The organism is Virgibacillus oceani (assembly GCF_041521345.1).
GTDB classification, from domain to species: Bacteria; Bacillota; Bacilli; order Bacillales; family Amphibacillaceae; genus Virgibacillus_N; species Virgibacillus_N oceani_A.
In genome coordinates this window covers 1-24140 of record NZ_JBGOHB010000024.1, presented here as the reverse complement: position 1 = coordinate 24140, position 24140 = coordinate 1, and the positions used below count along the sequence as shown (strand labels likewise).

General features: G+C 36.6%; 24 protein-coding genes, 2 pseudogenes and 2 CRISPR repeat arrays. Of the genes and pseudogenes, 24 read left to right on the top strand and 2 right to left on the bottom strand.

Annotation, left to right across the window (positions count from 1 at the left end; all coding sequences use genetic code 11):
- Window positions 1-5 precede the first annotated feature (5 nt).
- Window positions 6-636, top strand: a pseudogene (locus tag ACDX78_RS16350) (FdhF/YdeP family oxidoreductase); the annotation flags it as partial.
- 11 nt (window positions 637-647) lie between these two features.
- Window positions 648-1445, top strand: coding sequence for a formate dehydrogenase accessory sulfurtransferase FdhD (gene fdhD, locus ACDX78_RS16345; protein WP_486029228.1), 798 nt, complete (start codon window positions 648-650; stop codon window positions 1443-1445).
- 205 nt (window positions 1446-1650) lie between these two features.
- Here fdhD and ACDX78_RS16340 read toward each other — a convergent pair whose 3' ends face one another.
- Entirely contained in the window at window positions 1651-2619 is a 969-nt protein-coding gene (locus ACDX78_RS16340; RefSeq protein WP_486029227.1) for a sensor histidine kinase, read from the bottom strand.
- 30 nt (window positions 2620-2649) lie between these two features.
- The gene (locus ACDX78_RS16335) at window positions 2650-3351 is read right to left on the bottom strand and encodes a LytR/AlgR family response regulator transcription factor (protein ID WP_486029226.1); all 702 of its coding nucleotides are present in this window, start codon (window positions 3349-3351) and stop codon (window positions 2650-2652) included.
- Window positions 3352-3510: 159 nt separating this feature from the next.
- Here ACDX78_RS16335 and ACDX78_RS16330 point away from each other — a divergent pair, with 159 nt between their 5' ends.
- The 22 genes and pseudogenes from ACDX78_RS16330 (at window position 3511) to cas2 (ending at window position 23053) form a co-directional block, all read left to right on the top strand.
- Complete coding sequence (locus tag ACDX78_RS16330) at window positions 3511-4263, top strand: ABC transporter ATP-binding protein (RefSeq protein WP_486029225.1); 753 nt, start codon at window positions 3511-3513, stop codon at window positions 4261-4263.
- The gene (locus ACDX78_RS16325; protein ID WP_486029224.1) at window positions 4253-5416 is read left to right on the top strand and encodes an ABC transporter permease; all 1164 of its coding nucleotides are present in this window, start codon (window positions 4253-4255) and stop codon (window positions 5414-5416) included. The genes ACDX78_RS16330 and ACDX78_RS16325 overlap by 11 nt, the downstream gene beginning before the upstream one ends.
- Before the next feature lie 335 nt (window positions 5417-5751).
- Window positions 5752-5928: a hypothetical protein gene (locus ACDX78_RS16320; protein WP_486029223.1), complete on the top strand. Its 177-nt coding sequence runs from the start codon at window positions 5752-5754 to the stop codon at window positions 5926-5928.
- A gap of 23 nt (window positions 5929-5951) precedes the next feature.
- On the top strand, window positions 5952-6323 hold the full coding sequence (locus tag ACDX78_RS16315) for a GntR family transcriptional regulator (protein WP_486029222.1): 372 nt from the start codon (window positions 5952-5954) through the stop codon (window positions 6321-6323).
- A 5-nt stretch (window positions 6324-6328) separates the two neighbouring features.
- On the top strand, window positions 6329-7195 hold the full coding sequence (locus ACDX78_RS16310; RefSeq protein ID WP_486029221.1) for an ABC transporter ATP-binding protein: 867 nt from the start codon (window positions 6329-6331) through the stop codon (window positions 7193-7195).
- Complete coding sequence (locus tag ACDX78_RS16305; protein ID WP_486029220.1) at window positions 7188-7793, top strand: ABC-2 transporter permease; 606 nt, start codon at window positions 7188-7190, stop codon at window positions 7791-7793. Before ACDX78_RS16310 ends, ACDX78_RS16305 begins: the two co-directional genes overlap by 8 nt.
- Window positions 7794-7869: 76 nt before the next feature.
- Window positions 7870-8718 (top strand): CPBP family intramembrane glutamic endopeptidase, encoded by an 849-nt coding sequence (locus ACDX78_RS16300; RefSeq protein WP_486029219.1) that lies wholly within the window; start codon window positions 7870-7872, stop codon window positions 8716-8718.
- A gap of 280 nt (window positions 8719-8998) precedes the next feature.
- Window positions 8999-9247, top strand: a complete 249-nt coding sequence (locus ACDX78_RS16295; RefSeq protein ID WP_486029218.1) for a hypothetical protein — start codon at window positions 8999-9001, stop codon at window positions 9245-9247.
- Between the two features lie 130 nt (window positions 9248-9377).
- Window positions 9378-10343: a DMT family transporter gene (locus tag ACDX78_RS16290; protein ID WP_486029217.1), complete on the top strand. Its 966-nt coding sequence runs from the start codon at window positions 9378-9380 to the stop codon at window positions 10341-10343.
- 280 nt (window positions 10344-10623) lie between these two features.
- On the top strand, window positions 10624-10719 hold the full coding sequence (locus ACDX78_RS16285; protein ID WP_486029216.1) for a putative holin-like toxin: 96 nt from the start codon (window positions 10624-10626) through the stop codon (window positions 10717-10719).
- 362 nt (window positions 10720-11081) lie between these two features.
- Window positions 11082-12284: a CynX/NimT family MFS transporter gene (locus ACDX78_RS16280; RefSeq protein ID WP_486029215.1), complete on the top strand. Its 1203-nt coding sequence runs from the start codon at window positions 11082-11084 to the stop codon at window positions 12282-12284.
- Between the two features lie 110 nt (window positions 12285-12394).
- Window positions 12395-12571, top strand: coding sequence for a hypothetical protein (locus tag ACDX78_RS16275; protein ID WP_486029214.1), 177 nt, complete (start codon window positions 12395-12397; stop codon window positions 12569-12571).
- A gap of 61 nt (window positions 12572-12632) precedes the next feature.
- The gene (locus tag ACDX78_RS16270) at window positions 12633-13367 is read left to right on the top strand and encodes a Cof-type HAD-IIB family hydrolase (protein ID WP_486029213.1); all 735 of its coding nucleotides are present in this window, start codon (window positions 12633-12635) and stop codon (window positions 13365-13367) included.
- Between the two features lie 102 nt (window positions 13368-13469).
- A complete protein-coding gene (locus ACDX78_RS16265) occupies window positions 13470-13646 on the top strand; it encodes a cold-shock protein (RefSeq protein WP_486029212.1) in 177 nt (58 codons plus the stop codon).
- Window positions 13647-13976: 330 nt separating this feature from the next.
- Window positions 13977-14586: direct repeats of the CRISPR family, unit length 29 nt; unit sequence GTATTATTTGAACGTAGTGGGATATAAAG.
- A gap of 422 nt (window positions 14587-15008) precedes the next feature.
- A complete protein-coding gene (gene cas6 / locus ACDX78_RS16260) occupies window positions 15009-15722 on the top strand; it encodes a CRISPR-associated endoribonuclease Cas6 (RefSeq protein WP_486029211.1) in 714 nt (237 codons plus the stop codon).
- A 9-nt stretch (window positions 15723-15731) separates the two neighbouring features.
- Window positions 15732-17417 (top strand): Cas8a1 family CRISPR/Cas system-associated protein, encoded by a 1686-nt coding sequence (locus tag ACDX78_RS16255; RefSeq protein ID WP_486029272.1) that lies wholly within the window; start codon window positions 15732-15734, stop codon window positions 17415-17417.
- Window positions 17410-18303, top strand: a complete 894-nt coding sequence (gene cas7i / locus ACDX78_RS16250; protein WP_486029210.1) for a type I-B CRISPR-associated protein Cas7/Cst2/DevR — start codon at window positions 17410-17412, stop codon at window positions 18301-18303. Before ACDX78_RS16255 ends, cas7i begins: the two co-directional genes overlap by 8 nt.
- A complete protein-coding gene (gene cas5b / locus ACDX78_RS16245) occupies window positions 18300-19010 on the top strand; it encodes a type I-B CRISPR-associated protein Cas5b (protein ID WP_486029209.1) in 711 nt (236 codons plus the stop codon). The genes cas7i and cas5b overlap by 4 nt, the downstream gene beginning before the upstream one ends.
- Window positions 19011-19071: 61 nt before the next feature.
- Complete coding sequence (cas3, locus tag ACDX78_RS16240; RefSeq protein WP_486029208.1) at window positions 19072-21288, top strand: CRISPR-associated helicase Cas3'; 2217 nt, start codon at window positions 19072-19074, stop codon at window positions 21286-21288.
- Between the two features lie 15 nt (window positions 21289-21303).
- On the top strand, window positions 21304-21798 hold the full coding sequence (gene cas4 / locus ACDX78_RS16235; RefSeq protein ID WP_486029207.1) for a CRISPR-associated protein Cas4: 495 nt from the start codon (window positions 21304-21306) through the stop codon (window positions 21796-21798).
- Window positions 21799-22788 (top strand): annotated as a pseudogene (gene cas1b, locus ACDX78_RS16230) (type I-B CRISPR-associated endonuclease Cas1b).
- A gap of 1 nt (window position 22789) precedes the next feature.
- Complete coding sequence (cas2, locus tag ACDX78_RS16225; protein ID WP_486029206.1) at window positions 22790-23053, top strand: CRISPR-associated endonuclease Cas2; 264 nt, start codon at window positions 22790-22792, stop codon at window positions 23051-23053.
- A 178-nt stretch (window positions 23054-23231) separates the two neighbouring features.
- Window positions 23232-23980: a CRISPR direct-repeat array (repeat unit 30 nt; unit sequence AGTTTTATCTGAACTTAGAGGGATATAAAG).
- Window positions 23981-24140: the final 160 nt, after the last annotated feature.

Genomic DNA, 24140 nt, shown 5'->3' with positions numbered 1-24140 from the left:
AGTCCATGGGAAAAGTGCGGTCAGAATGGGAAATATATGTAGAATTGGCTAAAAGAGTTATGCCTGAGGCACAGGAGTTAATAGATTTTAAGGATACTTTTGAAATCCGTGAAGAAATTGCTAAAGAAGCTCCGAATTGTGAAGGAATACAGCATCTTAAAGATCGTGGGGATGTTTACAATGGGGTGGTGCATGGTTATGCGAAGAAAGTATTTGTCCAACGCCTGACGGAAAAGGGAATTTAATTGCCATGGGCTTACCGAAGCTGCGCAAACCAGAAGGACATATTTATGTAACAACACGTCGTGGAAAGCAATTTAATTCGATGATCTATGATGAAAAAGATCCATTTAATAATGCGGAACGTTGTGATGTCTTAATGGATGAAGAAGATGGAAAAGAACTGAATATTAAAAGGTATGTTTAACGGTAACGCTAAATTTGTTCATCTAAAAATTGGAAATGTCGAGGTTCATTGGCCAGAAGAGAATGTGCTTAATGGTGTATATGAAGACTTGGCAGGGATTCCGGAATATAATGCAGCAGTAATAATTGAAAAAGCGGAAACGTATATTGCTCAAAAGGATAAGTGACGTAGAGAAACGGATTGAAGAACTTGAAATGGAAACTAGTTAGAGGGTGATGGTTTGAGTGTTATTAATTTGAATGGTTGGGAGGCGATTCGTTTTGATGGAATGTCGATGGCCATTTATGATGAAGAAGTTGCAGCTGAATTTGCCCTGACAATTGTTTTAAATGGGGAAGAGTTTGCAACGATGGTTTGCTCTCCATCTGATCTAGAAGAGCTTTTGATCGGGTTCCTTGCTTCAGAGGGAATCATCCGCTGGACGAAGGAGATTAAAGATATAAGTATAGATGAAACGATGGGATTTGCTTATGTTGAAACTTATAAAACGCTTGATCTTTCTCAGCAAGATTATTCGAAGCGAGTAATTGGTTCGTGCTGTGGCAAGAGTAGACAGTTTTATTTTAAGAGTGATGTGAAGACGGCTAAAACCATTACGAGTAACCTTTCTTTATCTGTGGGTCGGTGTTATGACCTGATGAGACAGCTGCAAACAAACTCTGATCAATTTAAGCGAACGGGTGGTGTGCACAATGCAGCGCTTGCTGCTACTAATGAATTATTGACTGTTTATACGGATATAGGCAGGCATAATGCGCTGGATAAAGTCTATGGTTATATTTTAAAGGAACGGATTACTGTAAAGGATAAATTGATCGTGTTTAGTGGCCGGGTTTCTTCAGAGGTGTTACTAAAGATCTCTAAAATCGGTGCAGGTATTATTCTCTCCAAGTCTGCACCAACGGATTTAGCGTTAAGATTGGCAGATGAATTGGGCATTACCGTTATCGGTTTTGCAAGAGGCTATAAACTGAATATATACACCCATCCTCAGCGAATCCTGGAAGCAAATAGATAAGTTTAAAACATGGTAGATTGGTGAAAGTTCACATGGGGATTTGCATTTGAGATCGTCGAATCAGCGTATATTGAAGAAGCTTGCAAAAGGTATCGTTACAATAATAGAAGAGACGGAAATTGATTTGCTTCCGTTTCAGAACATTTTATCTGACCTGTAGACGGGCTGGACTTGCAGCAGATAGTAAAATATAATTCCCGGCTGATTAATGAATAGCCGGGATCTTTATTTTCACTGTAAACTGCTCGTCTTTATGTACAAAGTCAAGAAACCCATGATGGCCTATCACAATATCGTGAATTTGTTTTGTACCCAGTCCGGAATGGCCATCCGATTTCGTAGTCATCCCATAGGAGTGAAATAAATTATCCAAAATGTCATTTGGCACTGGTATTGTTTTATTCCTGCAAATAATGATATACAACCCGCTCCGTTTATTGAATTCAAGGGAAAGCATTGCCTGTGATTGATTATTATCCTGCCATTCTTCTGCAGCTTCGATACTATTTGATAACAAATTGTCAAGTAATGCAGTCATCTCCTTATCAGATAGCGGCAGTGTTGATAAAGGAATATCTATGTCATATACAATATCAATTCCTGAGGCTTTGGCACGTTTATACATTTGGTGAAGAATGGCCGCCACTGTGCCTCGCTCTCCTTTAATGGACAAATTTGTTTCTTCATACCCTTCTACCAACCCGTCCAAATATTTCTTCGCTTCCAAATATTGGTCATTTTCCAGCATGAAATGAATGGCTGATACGTGTTTGAGAAAGTCATGCCTTTCACTGCGCACAGCCAGGAATGTTTCGTTCATCCGCTCGCGCTCGGCTTCATTATTTTCCACAAGCATGTTTAAAATACTCATTTTTTCAGATAAACCTTGTCTAATCAGTTCAACACCAATAAATAAAATAAAAGGAATAAGATAAAGCCACGAAGGTGCCGCAACAAAATACATAATAAGTATTAAAGGCTGAAGTCCATATAATAATGCATTCCAAAGGACTCCAAGTTCCGAAATAAACAGGATAACGCGTTTATATAGCAAAAATACCAGCAAGGCTACCAGTAAAGCCGTAACTAATATCGGCATTTCAAATGGTAATGCCTGCAAGTGAATAAACCCAAATATGGCTATGTAGACCCAATAAAGCAAAGTGCTGCTCAAAAATTTCACCACCTCCCAAAACGTATGCGATTAAAAATAATTATCCTGCAAAAAATTCACTTTATCCTTTGTAATGATAGCCTTCTCCTCAATTCCTTCAAAGGTGACGACAAAGGAGTTTTTTGCATACAACGAAAAGTTTATCACGTAATGGATATTTATAATAAAAGATCGATGGGAGCGAATAAAATCCCTTTCCCTCAGTTCCCCTTCCAGTTCGTTTAATGTCTGATAGGTTTTGATATTGTTCGTTTTCGTATGAATGGTGGATGATCGGCCTGTACGCTCAATAAAAATAATGTCTTTTTTCTGGATAATGTGAATATCGTTTTTACTTTTAATATAAAGCCTGCCGGTAATTTCGGAAGTTTTCATTTTATCCATGATTCGTTGGATGGAAGTCATTAATCTTTCCTTGGCGTAGGGCTTCATTATATAATCCTGAACATTTAATTCAAAAGCGTGCACCGCATAGCTGCTTTTTGCCGTCACAAAAATTACCGCTATGTCAAGCGCATGAGAATGGATAATATCCGCTAGCTCATAACCGGACAGGTTCGGCATCTCAATATCTGCAATCAAAAGATCAATTTCCTCTTTTTTTATCTGTTCATAGGCTTCTTCTGCAGAAGTCGTGGAAAAAATAATCTCCACCCCTTCCAGTTGGGAAACAATTCCTTCCATTTTATCCAAATCAATCGTTCTGTCATCTACAAGCCCAATTTTCAGCATGCTGTCCTTCACCCAATCAATGTGTTTTCACCTCATTATAACATTCCCAATAACGGATGTGGCCAATTCAAGACAAGAAAAGACATTTTCACGACATGTACAGAGATTATCAAGCTGTTTTTCAGTAAACTAAAGACAGCAGCTAAAAGAGGTGAAAAAATGATTGAAGTTCATGAAGTGACAAAAAGATTTAAGGATAAAAAGGTTTCGGTTACGGCACTGAATCACGTGTCTCTGACAATCGAAAAGGGACAGGTGGTCGGGATGCTCGGTGAGAATGGTGCCGGGAAAACAACCTTGTTAAGGACAATAGCTACGTTATTGATGCCAACCGCAGGACATGTATTGGTTGACGGATATGACACCGTGAAAAAGCCTGAAGAAATCAAGAAAAAAATTGGCGTTTTATTTGGCGGAGAAACGGGTTTATATGACCGTCTAACTGCAAAAGAAAATCTGGAATACTTTGCAGCTTTATTCGGGTTGAGCAAGCATGAATCGAAGGTGAGAATCGATGAATTAACGAGAATGTTTGGCATGAGAGATTATTTAAATAGGAAAGTAGGAGGTTTTTCAAAAGGGATGCGGCAGAAAATGGCCATTGCCAGGACATTGGTTCACAATCCGGATATTATTCTTTTTGATGAACCGACAACCGGCCTTGATATTACGGCATCCAATGTTTTCCGTCAGCTGGTTGAACAGCTAAAACAGGAAGAAAAGACAATTATCTTTTCCAGCCACATTATGGAAGAGGTTGCCTCACTATGTGATGATGTTGCCATGATTCATAAAGGAGAATTGATTTATCATGGGGATATTGAAGAACTCTATGAAACTGAGGACAGCAGGGATTTAAATTATATATTTATGAGTAAATTAGTTAGAGGTGGCGGTAATTATGCTTCGTAAAATCTATATGAAAGAAATGAAGGATGCTTTCCGGGATCGAAGGACTTTATTATTAACGGTTTTGGTCCCTATCCTGATGATGACTGCGATGACTTTTTTCTATGAGAGTATGATTTCCGGCGATGAAGGTGAAACATATAACCTGGCTGTGGCATCTTCCATCGGTACAGAAGAAGAAAGTATTCTCTCGATGAACGAAAATATTGAAATCATTAAATCGGAAGAGCCGGAACAGGCAGTGCTGGAAGGGGAAGCACATGCAGCACTTTTATTGGAGGATGATTTTCAGTCGGAAATCATAAGTGGAAGTCAGGTGGAAGCAACAATTGTTGGTGATTCGTTTAGTCAGAATTCAGCTACTTTAATGTCCATCGTTACTTCGCATCTGCAGTTGTATGAGAGAAATATAGTTGCTGAAAATCTTCAATCACAAGGGATAGATCCGAGTGTGGTGGAGCCTATTAATCTGGTAGAAAGGGAGATTTCAGCGGAAAATCCAAATATTAATCTGTTAGCGATGCTTATTCCGTTAATGCTGGCGCTTGCCATCGGGATAGGAGCAGGTCCAGCTGCGGCAGATTTATTTGCCGGGGAAAAAGAAAGGAAAACAATGGAAGCATTACTCATGACACCCGTCAATCGTTCCACGATGCTTTTAGCAAAATGGCTGACCATTGTTTCCATTGGATCTATTATTGGTATCGTAACCTTGCTCGTTGTAGCATTGGAAATTCAATTTTTTACGGTTCATTTGCAGGAAGCCGTTTCCGATTCATTAGAAGGTCAGACATATGTAATTATTGGGGGGGGAGTTGTCATATCCATTGTTTACGCCATGTTCACTGCCTCTTTATTAATGCTGACCAGTATTATCGGTAAAACGGTGAAGGAAGCACAAAGCTATAGTACACCTGTGATGATGCTCGTGATTTTTCCAATTATGGTCATTACAGGTGTAGGTGTGAATGAGCTTTCATTTATCCATTTTGCCATACCTTTTCTGAATCTTTTCAGCCTGATTAAAGAATTACTTTTTGGCATAGTTAATTATGAGCATATCCTGATTACGGTTGTCAGCAATTTGATAGTTGTTGTCGTCGTCTTGATCATCAGCAGAATATTATTTATGAAGGATAGATGGGTGATGGACTAACGGTAATTATAAAATCTTATGTTTAAAGTCATCTGCAGCATCGAATTGGAAAATAACCAGCAAAACCCCCGATTTAATAGGGTTTTTGCTGGTTATATGTGTTTAAAGCAGGTATTGTAAAAGATTTCTTTTCTTTATTCATCATAAAGCAGCTGTAGATAAAAGCCCTAGCGTCGAGTTTTAAACAAAATTGTATCAGGCATTTATTCTATTTTTAAGGATGTTTCAAATATAAGGGTTGCGAGATGTTTCATATGTGTATATAATGTGTATATATTATATATACATTATGTAAATATATGATTTTCAGTACCCACCCAGGGAGGAAAGAAACAATGAAACAAGTATCGATCATTGGAATTATTTTTACCGTTGGTTTACTCGTTTTTTTAAAAGTTTTTCAGGACGCCATACCGAGAATTAGTGAGCCAATAACAAATACACTCGTTTTTGCAGGGGTTGTTATATTTGGGGTGATATATGGTGTGTCCCAAATTAGAAAGAGCAAATGAGAAAATAAAGAAGAGGGATTAGCATGCAAATAATTATTTCCAACAGTTCAAAGGAGCCGATTTATGAACAAATTACGAAACAGATTAAATCGTCTATTTTATCAGGTGATCTTCAGGAGGGGACGTCTCTGCCCTCCATACGTCAGCTCGCAAAGGATCTGAAAATTAGTGTGATCACGACAAAGCGTGCCTATGAGGAATTGGAGAAAGCAGGATTTATCTATTCCATTGTTGGAAAAGGCTCTTTTGTCGCAGAGCAAAACTTAGAGGTCATCAGGGAGAAGAAGCTAAAGGTTATTGAGGAGCAGCTGAGTGCGGTCATCACGAACAGCAGGGAAATTGGGCTGCCACTTGATGAACTGCAGCAATTATTGAAGATTTTATATGAGGAGTGACAAGCATGGAAAATACGGTTGAATTAAAAAGTGTTACGAAAAATTTCAAAGGTTTTTCTGTTAAAAATATCGATTTACAAGTGAAGAAAGGCTTTGTAACGGGCTTTATTGGCGCAAATGGTGCCGGTAAATCGACTACGATAAAAATGATGTTGAATCTGTTAAAGCCGGATGCCGGGGAAGTGAAGCTTTTCGGATTGGACTATAAGACGCATGAAAAGGAGATCAAAGAGCGAATTGGGTTTGTATACGATAGCAATGTATTTTTTGAAGGAATGAACTTAAAAGATATAAAGCGTATTGTTGGACCAGCCTACAAACACTGGGACGATGTGTTGTTTTATCAATATGTGGAACAATTCCAATTACCGCTTAATAAAGCGATAAAAACTTTCTCAAAAGGGATGCAAATGAAGGCTTCATTGGCGATCGCCCTGTCCCACGATGCAGAGCTGATTATCATGGATGAGCCGACCGCAGGGTTGGATCCTATTTTTAGAAGGGAGCTGCTGGATCTTCTGCAGGAATTAATGATTGATGGCAATCGTACCATTTTCTTCTCCACGCATATTACAACCGATTTGGATCGTATCGCGGATTATATCGCTTTTATTCAGAACGGGGAATTAGTATTTAATCAGTCTATTCACGATGTAGCTGATAAATATGCCCTCGTAAAAGGTGGAACGGAATTGCTTGATAGAGACACGGAAAAGGCTTTTGTTCATGTTCATCGAGCGCCAACTGGATTTGAAGCATTAACGGATAATATGAAAGCAGTGGAAAATACTTTTGGGGATTCGGTTGTTATTGAACAAGCATCTCTGGAGGATATTATGTATTACGTAAAAGGGGGAGTGAATCATGTTTAATTTGATCAGGCGTGATGTCATACTGCAAAAAAGGCATCTATTCATCTTTATTCCTTTTATTGCATTTTTTATTATTATGAACGCACACCCAGTTTTGACTTTACTCGTTGCCAGTATTTTTATTCCGTTTAATGCATTTGATTACGATAATAAAGCGAAGACGAATATTTTGTTAAACTCTTTACCTTATACACGTCAAGAAATTATCGCATCACGTTATCTTGGTGCTATTGTTTATATGGCTTTAGCTATTGGGGTGACAAGTCTGGCATATTTTGTTTTGAATATATCTTTTACGATAACTGATATTGCCATTGCCTGTGGTTTATTTCTGCTGTTTGCTGCATTCACCTTTCCGTTGTTTTATATATTTAAGTCAGGCTATATTTTTCACGTTGTTCTCATTAGCTTTATTCTTTTAGCAGGTATTGGACCGCCTATTGTAAGGTTTTTGGCTGAACACTTAACGGCGATTACTGACTTTATTGTTAGTTTATCCACCCCCGCTTTATATACGGGAGCAGCGGTGATTGTTTTGTTCCTTTATGCAGTTTCTTGGGGAGTTACTACGATCATCTATCAACGAAAAGCATTTTGAATAAAGGTGTTTACATTAGCTGCAGTTGAAAGATTCAAACTTTCTATTCAGCAGTTTATAAGGAGATGAACAGGAATTGAAGAATACGTTTTCTATATTAATTGCCGGCTGGGCGACCGTAACTGTCGGATTATTTCTGGCTGTAGTTGCTGGTAATATTGTCGAAGACCAGTTTTCAATTACTGGTGATGGCAGATTAATTGTTCAAGCAGTCGTTATGAGTATGATAGTAGTTCCCATAATTTTATTTTTGTATAAACAGCTGCACAGCCGTATAAAGTTGGTAGAAAATCCGTCCTTTTCCAGAAAAAGAGCTCCGCATTTTTTTACAGGTTTCTTTGTTGCAACTGGTTTAGCACTCATAGGTTTGTTCATTGCAAGTGCACTAAATTTAATTAGTATAGAACAGTGGCATGCACCAAATCATTGGATCGGTGCACTTCTGCTCAATATGCTTATTGCGTTTTTTTATGAAGCATTGCCGGAAGAACTAGCTTTGCGTGGTTTGGTTTTTGATGTGTTAAGGAATCGTTTGGCAGTATGGCTATCGGTGATTATTCAAACATTCATCTTTGTGGCAGTCTCTGTTGGGGTCACCCTTCTGCAAACGATGATTGGAATGGCAACTATTGACATAGCAATCATACCACAATTAATGCTTCTATTTGTTTTCGGGATCGCATTGGCATTAATTCGTGTTTATACTGGAAGTTTATGGGCAGCAATTGGCTTTCACTTGGGATATCTGGCGATGGCACGATTTTTTATCATGCCTGCAGGATATGGCGCACCACCGATTGTTACATTTCAAGAAGAGACGCAGGGCTTAGGTTCACTCTTCATGATTGGTGTTATGATGTTTGGCTCCATTGTGATATTTCTATTGCTGTTAGTTATAAGAAGATCGAGGAAAAAACAGAAATAATTTTGCAGGATGTGTCGTTTTGAGGTTCAACTTACGAAGGTCAAAAGGACGCATAGCATACATTCGACACAATTCGAGCCGATTCGGGGGGGTGACTAGGCACCCAGTAAGGCAAATGTAGCGTCCTCCCTCATTCGTTACTTTAAATAATCAAGCCAGCAATAGAGACAAATTACCTACCTAACGTATACAAAGATCCTTCTTTATACACTTGAGGGTAATTTTATGAAATGATATGATAACACCGTTGATATTCAAAAACAGTGAGGGAGGTATCAGGTTGACCAAACAAATGCTGGAAGATCTGTTACATGCTATCACAGACCTGTTAGAAGAACTGGATGATATAAAGACAAACAGCCATCAAATCAAAGACCTATACTCAGATTTGGAAAATCAAGTCAATGATATTGAATTGAATATAGATGGGTTGGAGCAGAACCTCAAAGAACTGGATGAAAAAATTGCAGTGGTAGCAGAAGGCAAGGAACGTAAATCAAACAACATCATAGCACAGAACATCATTTGAAAATGAGCGTGCAAAAAAAGCAGGCTTATTTTTTTTGAGCGAAATACGGCGAAGGATACTGTTCTTCAGTTAGTGGGATGATATACCTCTCCTTGATTCCCATGCTATAATTTGTGCAGGAGGCTTTGAAATGATAAATAAATTAAACGCTTTATCGGGGGTCCTGCAACGAAATAAATTTCTTATGTGGCTGCTGATCATTTTAATTACATTAATATGGGGGTATGCTTGGGTGTTGATGAAGGCCGCTTTGGATTATATGGGGCCATTTACATTTTCCGCATTCAGATTCAGCATTGGAGCGATCACCTTGCTGCTCGTGGTCTGGCTGCTAAAGACAGGTGCTCCTCCAAAGAAATACATAAAACATATTATGATTATCGGATTGTTACAAACATCGGCTGTTTTTCTGCTTGTGATGTACGGCCTGCGCTTTGTAGATGCAGGACAATCGTCCGTCATATTATATTCCATGCCATTATTCAGCAGTCTGCTTGCATTAAAATTTCTTGGTGAAAAAATCAATGCCGCAAAATTTGCTGGTTTACTCATGGGAATGCTTGGTTTGGTAACGATTTTAGGATGGGACATTTTCATTGGGCAGCCATGGCAAGCGATTTTTGGCCAGCTGTTAATCATTATAGCTGCTATCGCCTGGGCCATATCAAATGTATACTACCGTCTGAAGGTACCTGATTTGCCGCGGCTGCAGGTATCTGCCTTTCAAATGACTTTCGGTGCGGTGGGAATTATTATCGTGGCACTGTTTATGGAATGGAATGAGCCGATTGTTTTAAACGCAGAAAGCATTTATTATATAGTATTTACCGGAGTGCTTGCCTCTGCCTTATGTTTTACGGCATGGTTTTTTATTATCAGCTTCATTGATATGGTAACGGCAACCATTTCTACACTGCTTGTGCCGATATTCGGCCTGTTCTTCAGCAGTTTGATTTTACAGGAGGAAATGACCATTGGTGTGATCACTGGAACTGGACTCATCATTTCCGGTATTATCATTGCCCAGATAAAAAAGCGGAAACGTACTTCTTTCCGTGAGCAGCAAGAAAAGCCTAGAATATCAGACAGCACATAACCATTATGCAAAAATTTCCGATAGATTCATTACAAACTTAATATTTTTTAGCATAAGATAAAATATACAAGCATTTATGCAGCTTGTATCATGTATGTCAGAAGCAAAACACCTCATTCGCCGCATAAGGATACACGAAAAAATGTACACCCATATAAAAACAGAACAAATATTCCTGTTATGGCGTATGTTTCCTTTCTGGCATGTCATACTATGAATGGGCATGGGCTTACAAGGAATTTCTGCTAACCCTCAAGGATCAGAAAGGGGGTGGTGCCACATGGGTGTCTTTGAAGTGTTTATGCTAATGATTGCGTTCGGGACCTTTATTATTACGCTACTGACACTCGTAATGCGCATGATCAATAAAAAATAGACCTCACTCCGAGAGGCCTATTTTCGATAGCTGAACCAAGGTGAACAGCATATCACTTGACCGCAGTACCAGCTGTGGTCTTTTTTTGCAGGTTTGAAAGCGTACACTTTCTTACTTGCATAAGTGCAACTAAGGCTACCGTCATTATAACTGGCGGCAAGCCAAGTTTACTAATATTATATGCAACTACATACCTAGATTATACCGGAAACCAAAAATAATCAATCGCCGCTTTAAGGTCAAAAAACCCATGTAAATGACCCGCACAAATAAAAAAACACTTCAAACTACAGCTCTCTTTCTTTTTCTCCACAGCCTAATGTGCTATATTCGTATGTAGGTTTAGAGAAAGGAATTGTTGTATGAGCATCCAGGATGAAAAATCACATCAGTTATATCGAATCTTATTGATTATCGGAATAATCATCGTTGCCATAAATTTACGGCCTGCTATCACTTCGGTGGGACCACTAATTGGCACGATCCGTGATGACATCGGTTTGTCGAATTGGAGAGCTGGTATTTTAACCAGTCTTCCGCTTGTGGCTTTTGCTGTGTTATCCCCGATTGTCCCGAAGCTGGGGAATCGGTATACGAATAAATTTATTATGCTCATGGGATTAATTCTTTTATTCATCGGTATTAGCGCCCGCTCGTTTTCTTTTGTGTTTTTTCTTTTCCTGGGAACCTTGTTAGTAGGTTTAGGAATCGCCATATGTAATGTATTATTGCCTGCAGTCATAAAAGATAAATTCCCGGCCAAGGTTGGATTAATGACAAGTATTTATTCCACAGCAATGGGGGTTTTCGCTGCAACAGCTTCGGGGGTAAGTGTGCCCATCGCCTCCGGACTCGGATATGGATGGCAGGTTGCGCTCTTAGTATGGGCTATTCCGGCAGTGATTGGAATTATTATATGGGTATATCTGGTAAAAAAAACGGAGGCCAGTGATAGAGAAGAAATGAAATTTGTCAGTACTTCGGAAAACCGAATGTGGAAATCTCCTTTAGCCTGGCAGGTAGCTGCTTTTATGGGCTTGCAGTCTTTTCTTTTTTATGTAACGATATCCTGGCTGCCGGAAATTTTGCATCATTCCGGCTTAACGTTGTCAGCTGCAGGATGGATGCTTTCCTTTACACAATTTGTCGGTCTGCCTGCAAGCTTTATAGTCCCTGTACTTGCTGGAAAATTTTCATCTCAACGCGGGATTGTAATTACGCTTGGTATTTTTTCTGCTGGAGGGTACACCGGTTTGATTATTGGTGAATCTATGGCAGCTATAGTGTTTAGCACAATACTTATCGGGCTGTCACTTAGTGGATCATTTGCCTTGGCCTTAACCTTCCTCGGCCTGCGTGCACGTGACGGAAGACAGGCTTCTGAGTTGTCAGGCATGGCTCAATCCATTGGGTATGTGCTTGCGGCCATTGGACCAATGTTTATCGGCTATTTATTTGATTTAACCGGGGCCTGGATGCTGCCTCTCTCGACCATGATTATGGTAGCTGCCCTTGTAACGATGTTTGGGCTGGGAGCAGGCAGGGATAAATTTGTACTGGATTGATGGCGGAAACCGGAAGTGAGGGTTAGGGTTGAGGCTCTTCTTTCGTCTTGATTTTTTTGCTATAAAAAAATGCAGCTCTATATTCAAAAGAAAAAGCAAGGGGAATAAAAATGTCGGATGTTGCAAAAAGACTTATTGGAGAAGCAGTTGGATGGGTTTTAACGGCAATTGGCGCCTATTTTGTATATGAGAATACTTCCAATATTATTGCCTATATTATCCTCGTAATAGGAATCTTGCTTGTTATAATCAATTTTTTGTTTATCGGATATAAAAGAAGAAAATAATGAGAAACCATTACTTAGCAAATCCCTAAAAACAGGAAGCATAGAACGGAGGAGTTTATCATTGAAGGATTCAATTAAATTAGTTGCCTTGGATATGGATGGTACTTTATTAAATAGTGATCAGGAAGTATCGGATTACACAAAAGAGGTCATAAAAAAGGCGATGGAAAAAGATGTGCATGTGGTGCTCAGTACGGGACGCTGGTTAAAATCGTGCTATCCGTATGCTGAGGAGTTAAATCTGACTTCTTATTTAGTTACTGTAAATGGCGGTGAAATTTGGACAATGGATCAAGAACTGATTGACCGGCATTTACTGGCTGCGGAAAAAGTGGAAAGAATGTGGCATATCGGTAAAGAAGTTGGGGTCCATATGTGGATGATGGCGACGAATGAAGCATTTCGCAATACGCCGCCGGATGATTTTCATCATTATGACTGGTTGAAGTTTGGATGCCATTCTTTGGAGCAGGAGAAACTGGATAAAATGATCGAGGAGCTTTCCTATATTGAAGGACTGGAGCTTACAAATTCCATGCCGACGAATGTGGAAGCGAATCCTGCAGGTGTGAGTAAGGCGTCGGCTTTAAAAAAAGTGTGCAAGCAAATTGGAATTACGCTGGACGAAGTGATGGCTTGTGGAGACAGTTTGAATGATATTAAAATGATCCAGGAAGCAGGAATTGGTGTTGCGATGGGCAATGCACAGGAGGCTATTTTGAAAGCTGCTGATGTGGTGACGGAGACGAATGATCGGGATGGAGTGGCTCTTGCGATTGAGAAGTATGTGCTTTGATTTTGGCAAGTAGGACAATTTATAAATTTTTCATAGGCTTTTGACAGCGTTGTATAAGTGATGAGAAAGGAGTATAATAAAAAAAGAAAGGGGATGCTATCATTGTCGTTTTATCGAAAAGAACCGGTTCCCGAGGTAGAAACGAATATTTGGTCTTGCACGAGTGCCGATTGTCAAGGGTGGATGCGTGAATCTTACAGCTTTGAAGAAGAACCTGAGTGCCCGCTTTGTAAATCTGCTATGGAGCAGGAGACACGCGTGCTGCCTGAATTAAAATAAGTTTAGTATCTCTGTATTTATAATGTATTCAGTTTTGAAAGACGTTGGGGTTGCTGGCGTCTTTTTTTGTTTTGTTTGAGTGCGCTGAAAGAATTGTCCGGTATAAAGTACATATGGAATAGACAATTCTATTAACGATATCTTTGTAAAAAGCTCAATTTGCAGTAAACCGACTAAAAATGGAAAACCATCTTAATCCTTGATATACTTGATGTACAATATTCTTCACACTCATTTTCCAAAAACAAATTAGCGGTTCACTGCAATTAATGTTCTCTGGATGGACTATAAACCTTGATGTGAAGGAGTTTATGTGTGTTTTTTTATGGGGTATTATTTGAACGTAGTGGGATATAAAGCTTATAGCTATAATCTTTCTGCTTTGGTGGTTTGTGTATTATTTGAACGTAGTGGGATATAAAGTATTCCTGCTCTTGCTGCTGTTGTACTCATTAACCGTATTATTTGAACGTAGTGGGATATAAAGGAAGAAATGGGGTTATACAGGGAAGTCAGCGCTGAAGTATTATTTGAACGTAGTGGGATATAAAGAAAATGGCGACTAAGTTATACGGTAGTGGAATTGTGTATTATTTGAACGTAGTGGGATATAAAGTGGTCAACCCATATTTCATTGATCTGAACATTAGAGTATTATTTGAACGTAGTGGGATATAAAGCCTCGGCAAAGCTTAAACAAGGGACCTCTCACTATCAGTATTATTTGAACGTAGTGGGGCATAAAGCACGAAACAGCAAAACAGATTAAAAATCTGATGAAAGTATTATTTGAACGTAGTGGGATATAAAGTGATAAGCAATTGCCCCGGCGACTATCTGAAACGCCGTATTATCTGAACGTAGTGGGATATAAAGATCATTTTCATGAACCGCTTGGTGTCGTAGGGCAAGTATTATCTGAACGTAGTGGGATAAAAAGAGGAATAATTTGGCCAACAACGCCAAGCATTTCATTATATTATCTGAACATAACTGGATGTTAGGCATACTTAATTAAATATACAAATTTTATAGCTGTTTTTCTTATAATCAAGGTATTTTCATAGGGATAGCATTATTTTGCATAGGTTTTATGATAATCTAGTAAATATAATTACAACTTTCTTCTCTATTTAAACCTTGCTTATTATGCTAATCTAGTTTGTATATCATAATGTAGCAGGATATAAAGATTAATTTATTCTATTTTATATCAGAATTATATATCTGAACAGAGAGGGAAGTTGTGTGTAAACCACGCAACTTTTTTTATTTTCTAATTTTTTGTTGACAGGCTGGTATAATTACTATATATTGGATATTGAAACTTTAAATAAAATAAATTAATAGGGGGGTGAAAGAATGAGAATTCAACTATCATTCAGTATGAAAGCAATTCCTATTTCATATCGACTTGGAACCTTATCAATCATTAAAGAAATAATAAAAAACGGTTCTTTAGATTATTATGAAAAACTCTTTGAAAAAAATAAAAGAGAAATGAAACCGTTTTCCTATTCATGTTTTATTAGAAATCTAGATATAAAGAATAATCAAATTAATGGTGAAGAATTAACGCTTACTATATCTAGTTCGAGTTATGAATTTATTTTGCACTTAATGAATGGTTGTAACAGAGCAGATGTATATTATATTTCAGATTCTACTCTTACACTGAAGTCAAAACGTTTGCTGCCGAAAACAAATATCAGTAAAGGAAATGTTATTTTTAAAACGCCTTCCATGCTAATAGAAAACAAATTCGGAAAACCATTACTGGCAACTGATGAAGCGTTCGAAAAAGAATTTCAATATACCGCAAATCTTATTCTTGAAAAATTGTATCAAAGAACACCAAAACAGCCCATACAAGTGTTGCAGACTCTAATGACCAAAATGGTTATGAAGGAAAACTTACATCAAACACAAGACAAGCCGTTATATTTAACAGCAAATAAAGGGTTGATTCAATTGCAAGGCAACGCAGAAGATCTTCAATATCTATATGACTCAGGCGTTAGTATGCGCAGATCTCTGGGTTTTGGATTGTTGGAATTAGTAGAGGAGGTGAATTAAGTGGAACAAATGGAAATATCAATGAATGAATGGGCATTTACACAAGGGATGATAGGGTATCGCAGAATACTTCAATATTATGATGTCGATGTGCCTACTACAAGCGATGGTATTGTTGTAACAAAAGAACATTTGCAGCTGTTGCCTGAAGCATATTTTCAATATTTCCTGGATAAGTATAGTGTGGCAAAAAGACATGAAGCATTATTATGGTCCTGGCATGCAAAATGGAGAAAGGGAGATAAAAAGTTTAAAAAAGAATTAAATAGCAGGTTGAAAGATATTGAAACTAAGGTTGGCAAGTATTTTACGGATAATGAAGCTGGAGAAAGAATACTTGAAAACATTAAACTTTATAGGGCTGAAAAAGACTATAGTGAAAAATTGGACAAATATGTGGAAGAAATCATCCATGATGTAAAGACGAAAGAAATAGATGAAAAGTTGACTTGCAACACATTCAAAGCTGTTTATTTATCCCCTTACTTTGGCCAAGTTAGTTTCTTGAATGTTACCAAAAATGCCAGTTCTGTTGAAGAACAAAAAAGTATTTTTAAACAAGATTTTATTCAACCTGTGTTGGACGAATGGGAATTTCTCCGTTACCTTGATGAGGAAAATAAAGAAGCCTGTTTAGATTTTCTTCAAGACAGTCCACATAAGCTTTTAACATCATTGAAAACCCCATTTAAGAAAAAAGACTCCGAAGCGATGAAACAATACATAAATGAAAAAATTCTTAAATGCAGTCTGACCGATTTTCCTTTAGGATTATATTCATTTGAAGAAAGCATCTTCTCACCTTTGGCATTGAGCATTAAAAATTCTTTGAATAGTACGTGGAATAGTGAAGGAAAAAACTTCTTTCCAATTAGTGCTATAGCAAAATTAATTTTGTTTTGTGCTCCGGCCGGTGCGACGATTAATAATAAAAAATCTATATTTGTACAGTTTGATGGAACATTTGAAGAAATCTATCATGCAAACGAACATTACAATACAGAATCTGATCGGGATACGTCTTTTGATGAAGTTGTTTTTGATCTGGTGAGGGAGCAAAAATTAAGATCCAACTGGAAAAGAGATAATTATGTAATCCTTGAATACGAATCAGATTATTCATCGAAGAAAACAATACTGGACTATATGATTCTTACTCCGAATTTAATTAAACTTTTCCAAAACCACGATAAATTACTTGACTATTTAAATTACTATAACAAAGTTCCATTTATAAAACTGCTCTTAAAAAATATTGACACCAAAGTATTCACCTTCAATCTTTTACGGGAAAAAATTAAAAATGAATACTCATCTCTGGAAGTTATGTTTATGACACTATTAAGGCATTACAATCAATTTTATTTAAAGGAGGCTGCATATCAGATGGATTCAGAAAAACAACAGAGTTATATATGGGTTCTATATAAAAGTGCTGGAAATGTAAGAAGTAAGATCGGTTTAAAAAAAGCTCAAGGTATTGCTTATCGATTATTAAATGCTGTACAGGCAGGTAATAAAAACACTTTTATGGATACGGTCATGCGCGTATATGTGTCAAGTGAAATTGAAATGCCTTCATTATTATTAGAAGCATTACATGAAAATAAAATGGATTTTGAAACTGTTGCAAATGCGTGGGTAGCTGGATTGATCTCTAAACCTAATGAAGAAGGAGTGGCTAAAAATGAATAATAAGGCAATTACATTTACAGTAGTATTTAAAGCGAATTCGCTCAATTATGGTGAAGGAACTGCTAATATATCAGAATTGAAGAAGTTTCATCGAGGGAACGGAGGTGTGTACACTTTTGCTTCGAGACAGAGCTTGAGGTATGACATTGTACGTCTCGGAAACCAATTTTTTGATTGGAACCTGGATGTTGTTGATAAAAATCAGGGTGTTGTTCAATTTAAACAGGACTCTACCATTGAAGATTCTGTTGAAATGGATTTGTTTGGATATATGAAAACAAAGGCAAAAACAGGTGCATCAAAGCGGTCGGCGGTTGTTAGAATGAGTCATGCAATTTCCCTGGAACCATATAAAAGTGATCTGGAGTTCTTAAATAATATGGGGCTGGCAACAAGAATTAAAGAAGATGCTAATTTAGCAACTATTGAACAGCATATTAGCTATTACACTTATACCGTGACCATTGATTTATCAAGAATAGGCGTAGACGATGGAATCGAGTTAGATGCTGCTGAGCGTATTAATCGGGTAAAACAATTTCTGGAAGTATCAAAATTACTGAACCGTGAAATAAGAGGCAGGCAGGAGAACCTGGCACCATTATTTGTAGTTGGGGGAGCGTACCCTATCCCAAATCCGTTTTTCCAGGGGAGAGTGGGGCTTACAAAACAAAATCCAAATAGAATTGATGTTGAGCCTTTATTAGATACTGTACAATCCAAAGTATTTAATACACCTTTACGTGAATTTACACAAATAGGTTATGTACGTGGTATTTTTTCAAATGAAGAAACATTCTCCGATATAACAAAAGCAGGTAGTGTAGATGATTTTTATGATTTTCTTCATCAAAAGACAGAAAACTATTTTGGAGCATTGACATGAAAATTCTTAGAATAAAAGCCTTTCAGGAAACAGTGTGCTATAAGAAACCATTTGCGAATAAGGTGACAGAAACATACCCTTTACCGCCTTATTCTACAGTTAAAGGGCTGATTCATTCAGTATTAAAAGCCGATCACTATATACCTTTTTCATTGTCTATACAGGGAGACTATGAAACACAAATTATTGATTATCGAAAAACGTATTTTGTAAAGAAACATGAATTTGCCATGCCTATCATTTTAGAAGGTATTTCTGGAGAAACACCGGCTTATTCTTCAAAGGTAATGACTTCGATGCCTTTATATACACACATGCTTTATAATGTGAAGCTTGTTTTTCATATTAAGGCAGATGAAGATATATTATCAGATATTTTCCATGCTTTCACCACAGCCGATTCTTTTTTATCGCTGGGAAGACATGAAGACTTGATAAGAATTGATAAGATTAACTGGGTAACGCTTCAAGAAACAGATGAGTGTAAGTCTGTTCACTCTATTTTCGTTCCAAAGGCACAATGTGAGGAAGAAGGGATGGGAATACCTTATTTATTAAATTGGAAGTATAACATCAAAAAAGGAATCAGGGAGTGGGAAAGGATTCCTTCTATTTATATGGCTCAAAATGAAGATCTGGTTGAAGAAAATTTTAATAGCCCTATTTTAATAGACGAACAAAACTATCCTGTTTTTTGGAATCAATAGCTATTTTAGCCAATGCAGAGCAAATGCTGTATTGGCTAAAAATTTATAAGGAGTGGAATTGATGATTATAGCAAAAACAAAGCCTGAAGTAGAAACTTTATGGGAGCATACAAATGAATTGCTGGAACGCTACAAAGTATTAAAAGAAGCCTATTTTGACCATTTACCAGATGGTAAAGCATGGAAATTATTATACATTTCAGCACTCTACCACGATTTAGGGAAGGTGAATAACCATTTTCAAAATAGAATGTCTAAATTATTAAAACTGGACAACCGATCAGAGCCGTCTGAATTTGGTCACATACCACACAATTATTTATCACCATTCTTTGTCCCTATTGACAGCTTGAACCTCTCTAAAAATGAAAGAAAAGTATTGATCCAAGCAATTGCTTTTCACCACGAACGCAATGTGCAGCCAGAAAAACCACTACTTACGAATATATATCATAAAGAACTGCTGAATCATTTTCCGAAAATAAAGGAAGAAATGAATATCAAATTGGAACTCCCTGATACCAATCAAAGTGTAACCAGGATTACCAAGGCAATGGAACGACGAATAAAGGAAGTTCAGGGTAAAGAAGAAGATTACTATCTATATATATTGGTTAAGGGTTTGTTACATCGTCTAGATCATGCTGCTTCAGCACATGTTCCAATTGAAATAGACAGTGATATTAAAATTGCAGAAATAACAAATAATTATATGGCAAATAAATTTGGACCTAATTCATTGCGAGAATTACAAAACTTCACTTACCAGAACCAGGATAAGAACCTAATCATCGTAGCACAAACAGGTATGGGAAAAACTGAAGCTTCTTTACTGTGGGCGGGGTCAAGCAAAACATTTTTTACCCTTCCTATACGTGTTTCATTAAATGCATTATATGACAGAGTTTATGAAGAAATGGGCTATAGTCAAGTTGGATTATTACATTGTTCAAGTGCTGCTCATTTAGATAAAAAAGGTGATGAAAATTGGGAAGTTATTTTTGATCAATCGAAACATTTATCCAACAAGTTATTGTTTACTACGATAGATCAAATATTGAAATTCCCTTTTAAATTTAAAGGATATGAGAAATTTTTTGCTACAATGGCTTATTCAAAAGTGATTATTGATGAAATTCAAGCTTATGATCCGTGGATTACAGCAGTAATTTTAAGAGCAATCGAAATGATCCATAAAATTGGTGGTCGATTTATGATTATGACTGCTACGATGCCGCAAATTTATCTGGATGAACTATACAAAAGAAATATTATTGATGAAAATTGTATTCAGGAGGAATTTGTTGATGAGTCATTTATCAGACATAAACTCGGTATGAGACCAAAAGAAATAAACGATGATATTGATTCAATTAAAGAGGCAGCAGAAAACAACAAAGTATTAGTAATAGTGAACACAGTTAAAAAAGCAGTAGAACTTTATCAAGAAATGCAAGGAGATAACGTTTACCTGCTCCACTCAAGATTTATTCTAAAAGATCGTTTACTTTTAGAGAAAGAGATTAAAAGTTTTGCAGAAAGTGATAAAAATGGAATATGGATTACGACACAGCTGGTGGAAGCTTCTATCGATATTGACTTTGATATTTTGTTTACAGAATTGTCATCTATAGATAGCTTATTGCAACGCTTTGGCCGTTGTTATAGGAAGCGTGAACTATCTCATAATAATCCCAATATTTATATTTATACGGACAACATATCAGGAAATGGTTTTGTCTATGATAAAGATATTTTGTTACTTACATTAAAGTATTTAAGGGATTTCCACGAGAAAAAGGTTAATGAAAGAGAGAAGATTGAACTAGTAAAAAAAATTTATTCAACCAATGAATTGCAGGGAACACAATTCTATGAAAAGTTTAAGAACGCTGTTCATAAATTGAATTACCTGGAAGATTATGAGTATACGAATGAAGAAGCCCAAAAAATGCTCCGTGGAATGCAAACTATTACTGTCATACCAAGACCTGTATATGATGATATTTATGATTTATTAGTGGAATTAGAGAAAACTTCAGATTCAAAAATGAGGACTAACATGCGAAGAAAGGTTGAGGAATATACGGTTTCTGTCCAAAAAACTATGATAAAAGGTAAACATCATCCTCTTGATTTTTATCAAAAGGGAAAAGATGGTAGAAGATATAATGTTATGCCTTATGTGGAAGTATTGGATGCAGACTATGAGTTTGATGAAACTAGCTTAAGTGGTTCAGGTTTAATCATTCAAAATGATAATCCTGGTTTCTTATAGAAAGAGGTGAAACACATGTTAAATGGTATTCATATACAATACTACTTTGTTTGTCATCGAAAACTTTGGTTGTATTCAAAAAATATTCAGTTGGAAGAAGGTCACGAACGTGTACAGGCAGGTAAGATATTGCATGAAAGATCCTACAAAGATGCAGATAAAAAAGAACTTGCTTTAGATAATATCAAGATTGATGCTATTGAAGGAGAATATGTCCGGGAAGTTAAGGTAACAAGTAAAATGAGTCAGGCAGACAAATGGCAGTTGTTGTTTTATTTATATGAGTTAAAGAAACGAGGATTAAATAAAAAAGGACTCATTAGTTACACAAAGGAGAAGAGAACGGAAGAGGTTACTTTAACAAAAGAAGATGAAGAAAAACTGGATCAAATTATCGATGAGGTGTATCAGATTATTGAGTTGGACAAGCCTCCGAAAGTTATTAATGCTCCTTACTGTACTAAATGTGCTTATTACGACTTTTGTTATTCAGACGAGGAGGACGGATAAATGAATAAAGATTATTATATCTTTAACAGTGGCAGAATGCGGCGTAAGAACAATACATTTTATTTCATCTCAGAGAATGAGGAAAAAAAATCATTACCAATTCATCAAATAGAAAATATTCATGTTTTTGGAAAAGTGGATTTTAACACTGATTTTTTACAACTGCTTACGTAACATGATGTAAGAATACATTTTTACAATTATTATGGTTTTTTTACTGGAACATATTATCCTCGATCAAAAAAGGTATCAGGCTTTACGGTTGTAAATCAAAGCAAATATTATTTAGATAAAGGTAAAAGGGAATTTTTGGCGAAACAGTTTGTTGATAGCGCAGTTTTCCATATGATACGGAATCTAAGAAACTATAGAAAATATCCTGAGGTAGACATTATTATTGATAAAATAAAAACGAATTTGGGTTTACTTGAAAACGTTAAACGCATACCGGAAATAATGGGTATTGAAGGCACGATTAGGCAGCTTTACTATTCAGCATTTAATCATTTCCTGCCTGAAGAGTTCGCATTTGATGAAAGAACGAAACGACCTCCAAGGGATCCATTAAATGCAATGATTTCTTTCGGAAACAGTCTTTGCTATACAAATGTATTAAGTGAGATATATAAAACACACTTAGATCCTACTGTGAGTTTTTTGCACGAGCCATCATCAAAGCGATTTTCATTGAGCCTGGATATCGCTGAAATTTTTAAGCCGCTGCTGGTAGATTCAGTTATATTTGCAATGTTAAATAGAAAACAAATTAACCAATCTGACTTTGAGTATTTAGAAGATATGGTGTTATTAAATGAAAATGGAAGAAAAAAATTCATTAAGGAATGGACAAATAAAATAGAGACTACCATACGCCACCGCAGACTGAAGCGTAATGTTTCATATAAGTATTTTATAAGACTGGAATGTTATAAATTAATAAAGCACTGTATAGGTGATCAGGTTTATAAACCGTTGAAGGCATGGTGGTAAGATGTATGTAATAATTACTTATGATGTGGATGTAAAAAGAGTAGCAAAGTTACACAAGAAGCTAAAGGAATATCTGACTTGGTCACAGAATTCTGTTTTTGAAGGAAGAATTACCAAAACTCTATTAATGACTTGTCTTAATGAAGTGGAAAAGATTATTAAAACAGAAGTCGATTCAGTTTATGTCTATAAAGTTGATAACCCAAATCATATCAGCAAGACAACTTATGGAATAGAAAAATCATTTGACGAAATGTTTTTATAAAGTGTGTCTTGCAGTGAACCGGTTTTAATTGTAAGGTTGGCTAATCAATTGGTATACTGGTAATCAAGTAGTGTTTACTTATCAAAAATCACAACACATTGGTGGTTCACTGCAAATTTAATAATTTTGATATTGTAAAAGCCTTGATGCTAAAGGTTTTGTGGGTTATTTTTTGTAGGGTTTTATCTGAACTTAGAGGGATATAAAGCAATACGGCTAACCAAAGTAAGGGCGCGAATGCAGAGGTTTTATCTGAACTTAGAGGGATATAAAGTTTTTTTCGACGCGCTTTAATTTTAGTTATTTCCTTGTTTTATCTGAACTTAGAGGGATATAAAGTTTTAGTGGCCGGGAACAAATCATCAATTGTTACATCGTTTTATCTGAACTTAGAGGGATATAAAGTTTAGAAGTATCAAAAGAGCAAGTGGAAAGTTTGGGTTTTATCTGAACTTAGAGGGATATAAAGACTGCAAAAGCAAATTAATCTCTGCCTTTAAATGCTCGTTTTATCTGAACTTAGAGGGATATAAAGTATTAAGCAAATCAATGAACATCTCGCTGTCCAATTCGTTTTATCTGAACTTAGAGGGATATAAAGGAAAATGCACCGGATAGCAACGACCAAGCGCCTTCTAGTTTTATCTGAACTTAGAGGGATATAAAGGGTCGAACAATATCACTTTTAACAGAGGAATGTTGGAGTTTTATCTGAACTTAGAGGGATATAAAGATATACATTGTTTCTATGGTTCCTTTTCCAGATTCAGTTTTATCTGAACTTAGAGGGATATAAAGCTGCCAAACAAAGTATAGCAATCAATTACATCAAAGTTTTATCTGAACTTAGAGGGATATAAAGTTGTCAGTAGCTTCTCCAAATATACCATCTGCTCCAGTTTTATCTGAACTTAGAGGGATATAAAGTTTGATCTGCCATGCCTCGACCCCCTGTTATTCTGAATAGGTTACACTTAGTTGGACAGAACAGTTAAGGTCATATAAACTTGGTTCAATTAAAAGTTGAGGAGAATTACTATGACCCGTAGAGCAAGAAGGAACTTTTCAAAGGAATTCAAGGAACAAA

Bases quoted from the DNA above. Each gene is read 5' to 3' on its own strand.
- cas3 (WP_486029208.1), top strand. From the start codon at position 19,072: ATGATTATAGCAAAAACAAAGCCTGAAGTAGAAACTTTATGGGAGCAT.
- ACDX78_RS16280 (WP_486029215.1), top strand. From the start codon at position 11,082: ATGAGCATCCAGGATGAAAAATCACATCAGTTATATCGAATCTTATTG.
- ACDX78_RS16275 (WP_486029214.1), top strand. From the start codon at position 12,395: ATGTCGGATGTTGCAAAAAGACTTATTGGAGAAGCAGTTGGATGGGTT.
- cas6 (WP_486029211.1), top strand. From the start codon at position 15,009: ATGAGAATTCAACTATCATTCAGTATGAAAGCAATTCCTATTTCATAT.
- ACDX78_RS16310 (WP_486029221.1), top strand. From the start codon at position 6,329: ATGGAAAATACGGTTGAATTAAAAAGTGTTACGAAAAATTTCAAAGGT.
- ACDX78_RS16315 (WP_486029222.1), top strand. From the start codon at position 5,952: ATGCAAATAATTATTTCCAACAGTTCAAAGGAGCCGATTTATGAACAA.
- ACDX78_RS16325 (WP_486029224.1), top strand. From the start codon at position 4,253: ATGCTTCGTAAAATCTATATGAAAGAAATGAAGGATGCTTTCCGGGAT.
- cas5b (WP_486029209.1), top strand. From the start codon at position 18,300: ATGAAAATTCTTAGAATAAAAGCCTTTCAGGAAACAGTGTGCTATAAG.
- ACDX78_RS16305 (WP_486029220.1), top strand. From the start codon at position 7,188: ATGTTTAATTTGATCAGGCGTGATGTCATACTGCAAAAAAGGCATCTA.
- ACDX78_RS16330 (WP_486029225.1), top strand. From the start codon at position 3,511: ATGATTGAAGTTCATGAAGTGACAAAAAGATTTAAGGATAAAAAGGTT.
- ACDX78_RS16255 (WP_486029272.1), top strand. From the start codon at position 15,732: ATGGAAATATCAATGAATGAATGGGCATTTACACAAGGGATGATAGGG.
- cas2 (WP_486029206.1), top strand. From the start codon at position 22,790: ATGTATGTAATAATTACTTATGATGTGGATGTAAAAAGAGTAGCAAAG.
- ACDX78_RS16290 (WP_486029217.1), top strand. From the start codon at position 9,378: ATGATAAATAAATTAAACGCTTTATCGGGGGTCCTGCAACGAAATAAA.
- ACDX78_RS16320 (WP_486029223.1), top strand. From the start codon at position 5,752: ATGAAACAAGTATCGATCATTGGAATTATTTTTACCGTTGGTTTACTC.
- ACDX78_RS16335 (WP_486029226.1), bottom strand. From the start codon at position 3,351: ATGCTGAAAATTGGGCTTGTAGATGACAGAACGATTGATTTGGATAAA.
- cas4 (WP_486029207.1), top strand. From the start codon at position 21,304: ATGTTAAATGGTATTCATATACAATACTACTTTGTTTGTCATCGAAAA.
- ACDX78_RS16285 (WP_486029216.1), top strand. From the start codon at position 10,624: ATGGGTGTCTTTGAAGTGTTTATGCTAATGATTGCGTTCGGGACCTTT.
- cas7i (WP_486029210.1), top strand. From the start codon at position 17,410: ATGAATAATAAGGCAATTACATTTACAGTAGTATTTAAAGCGAATTCG.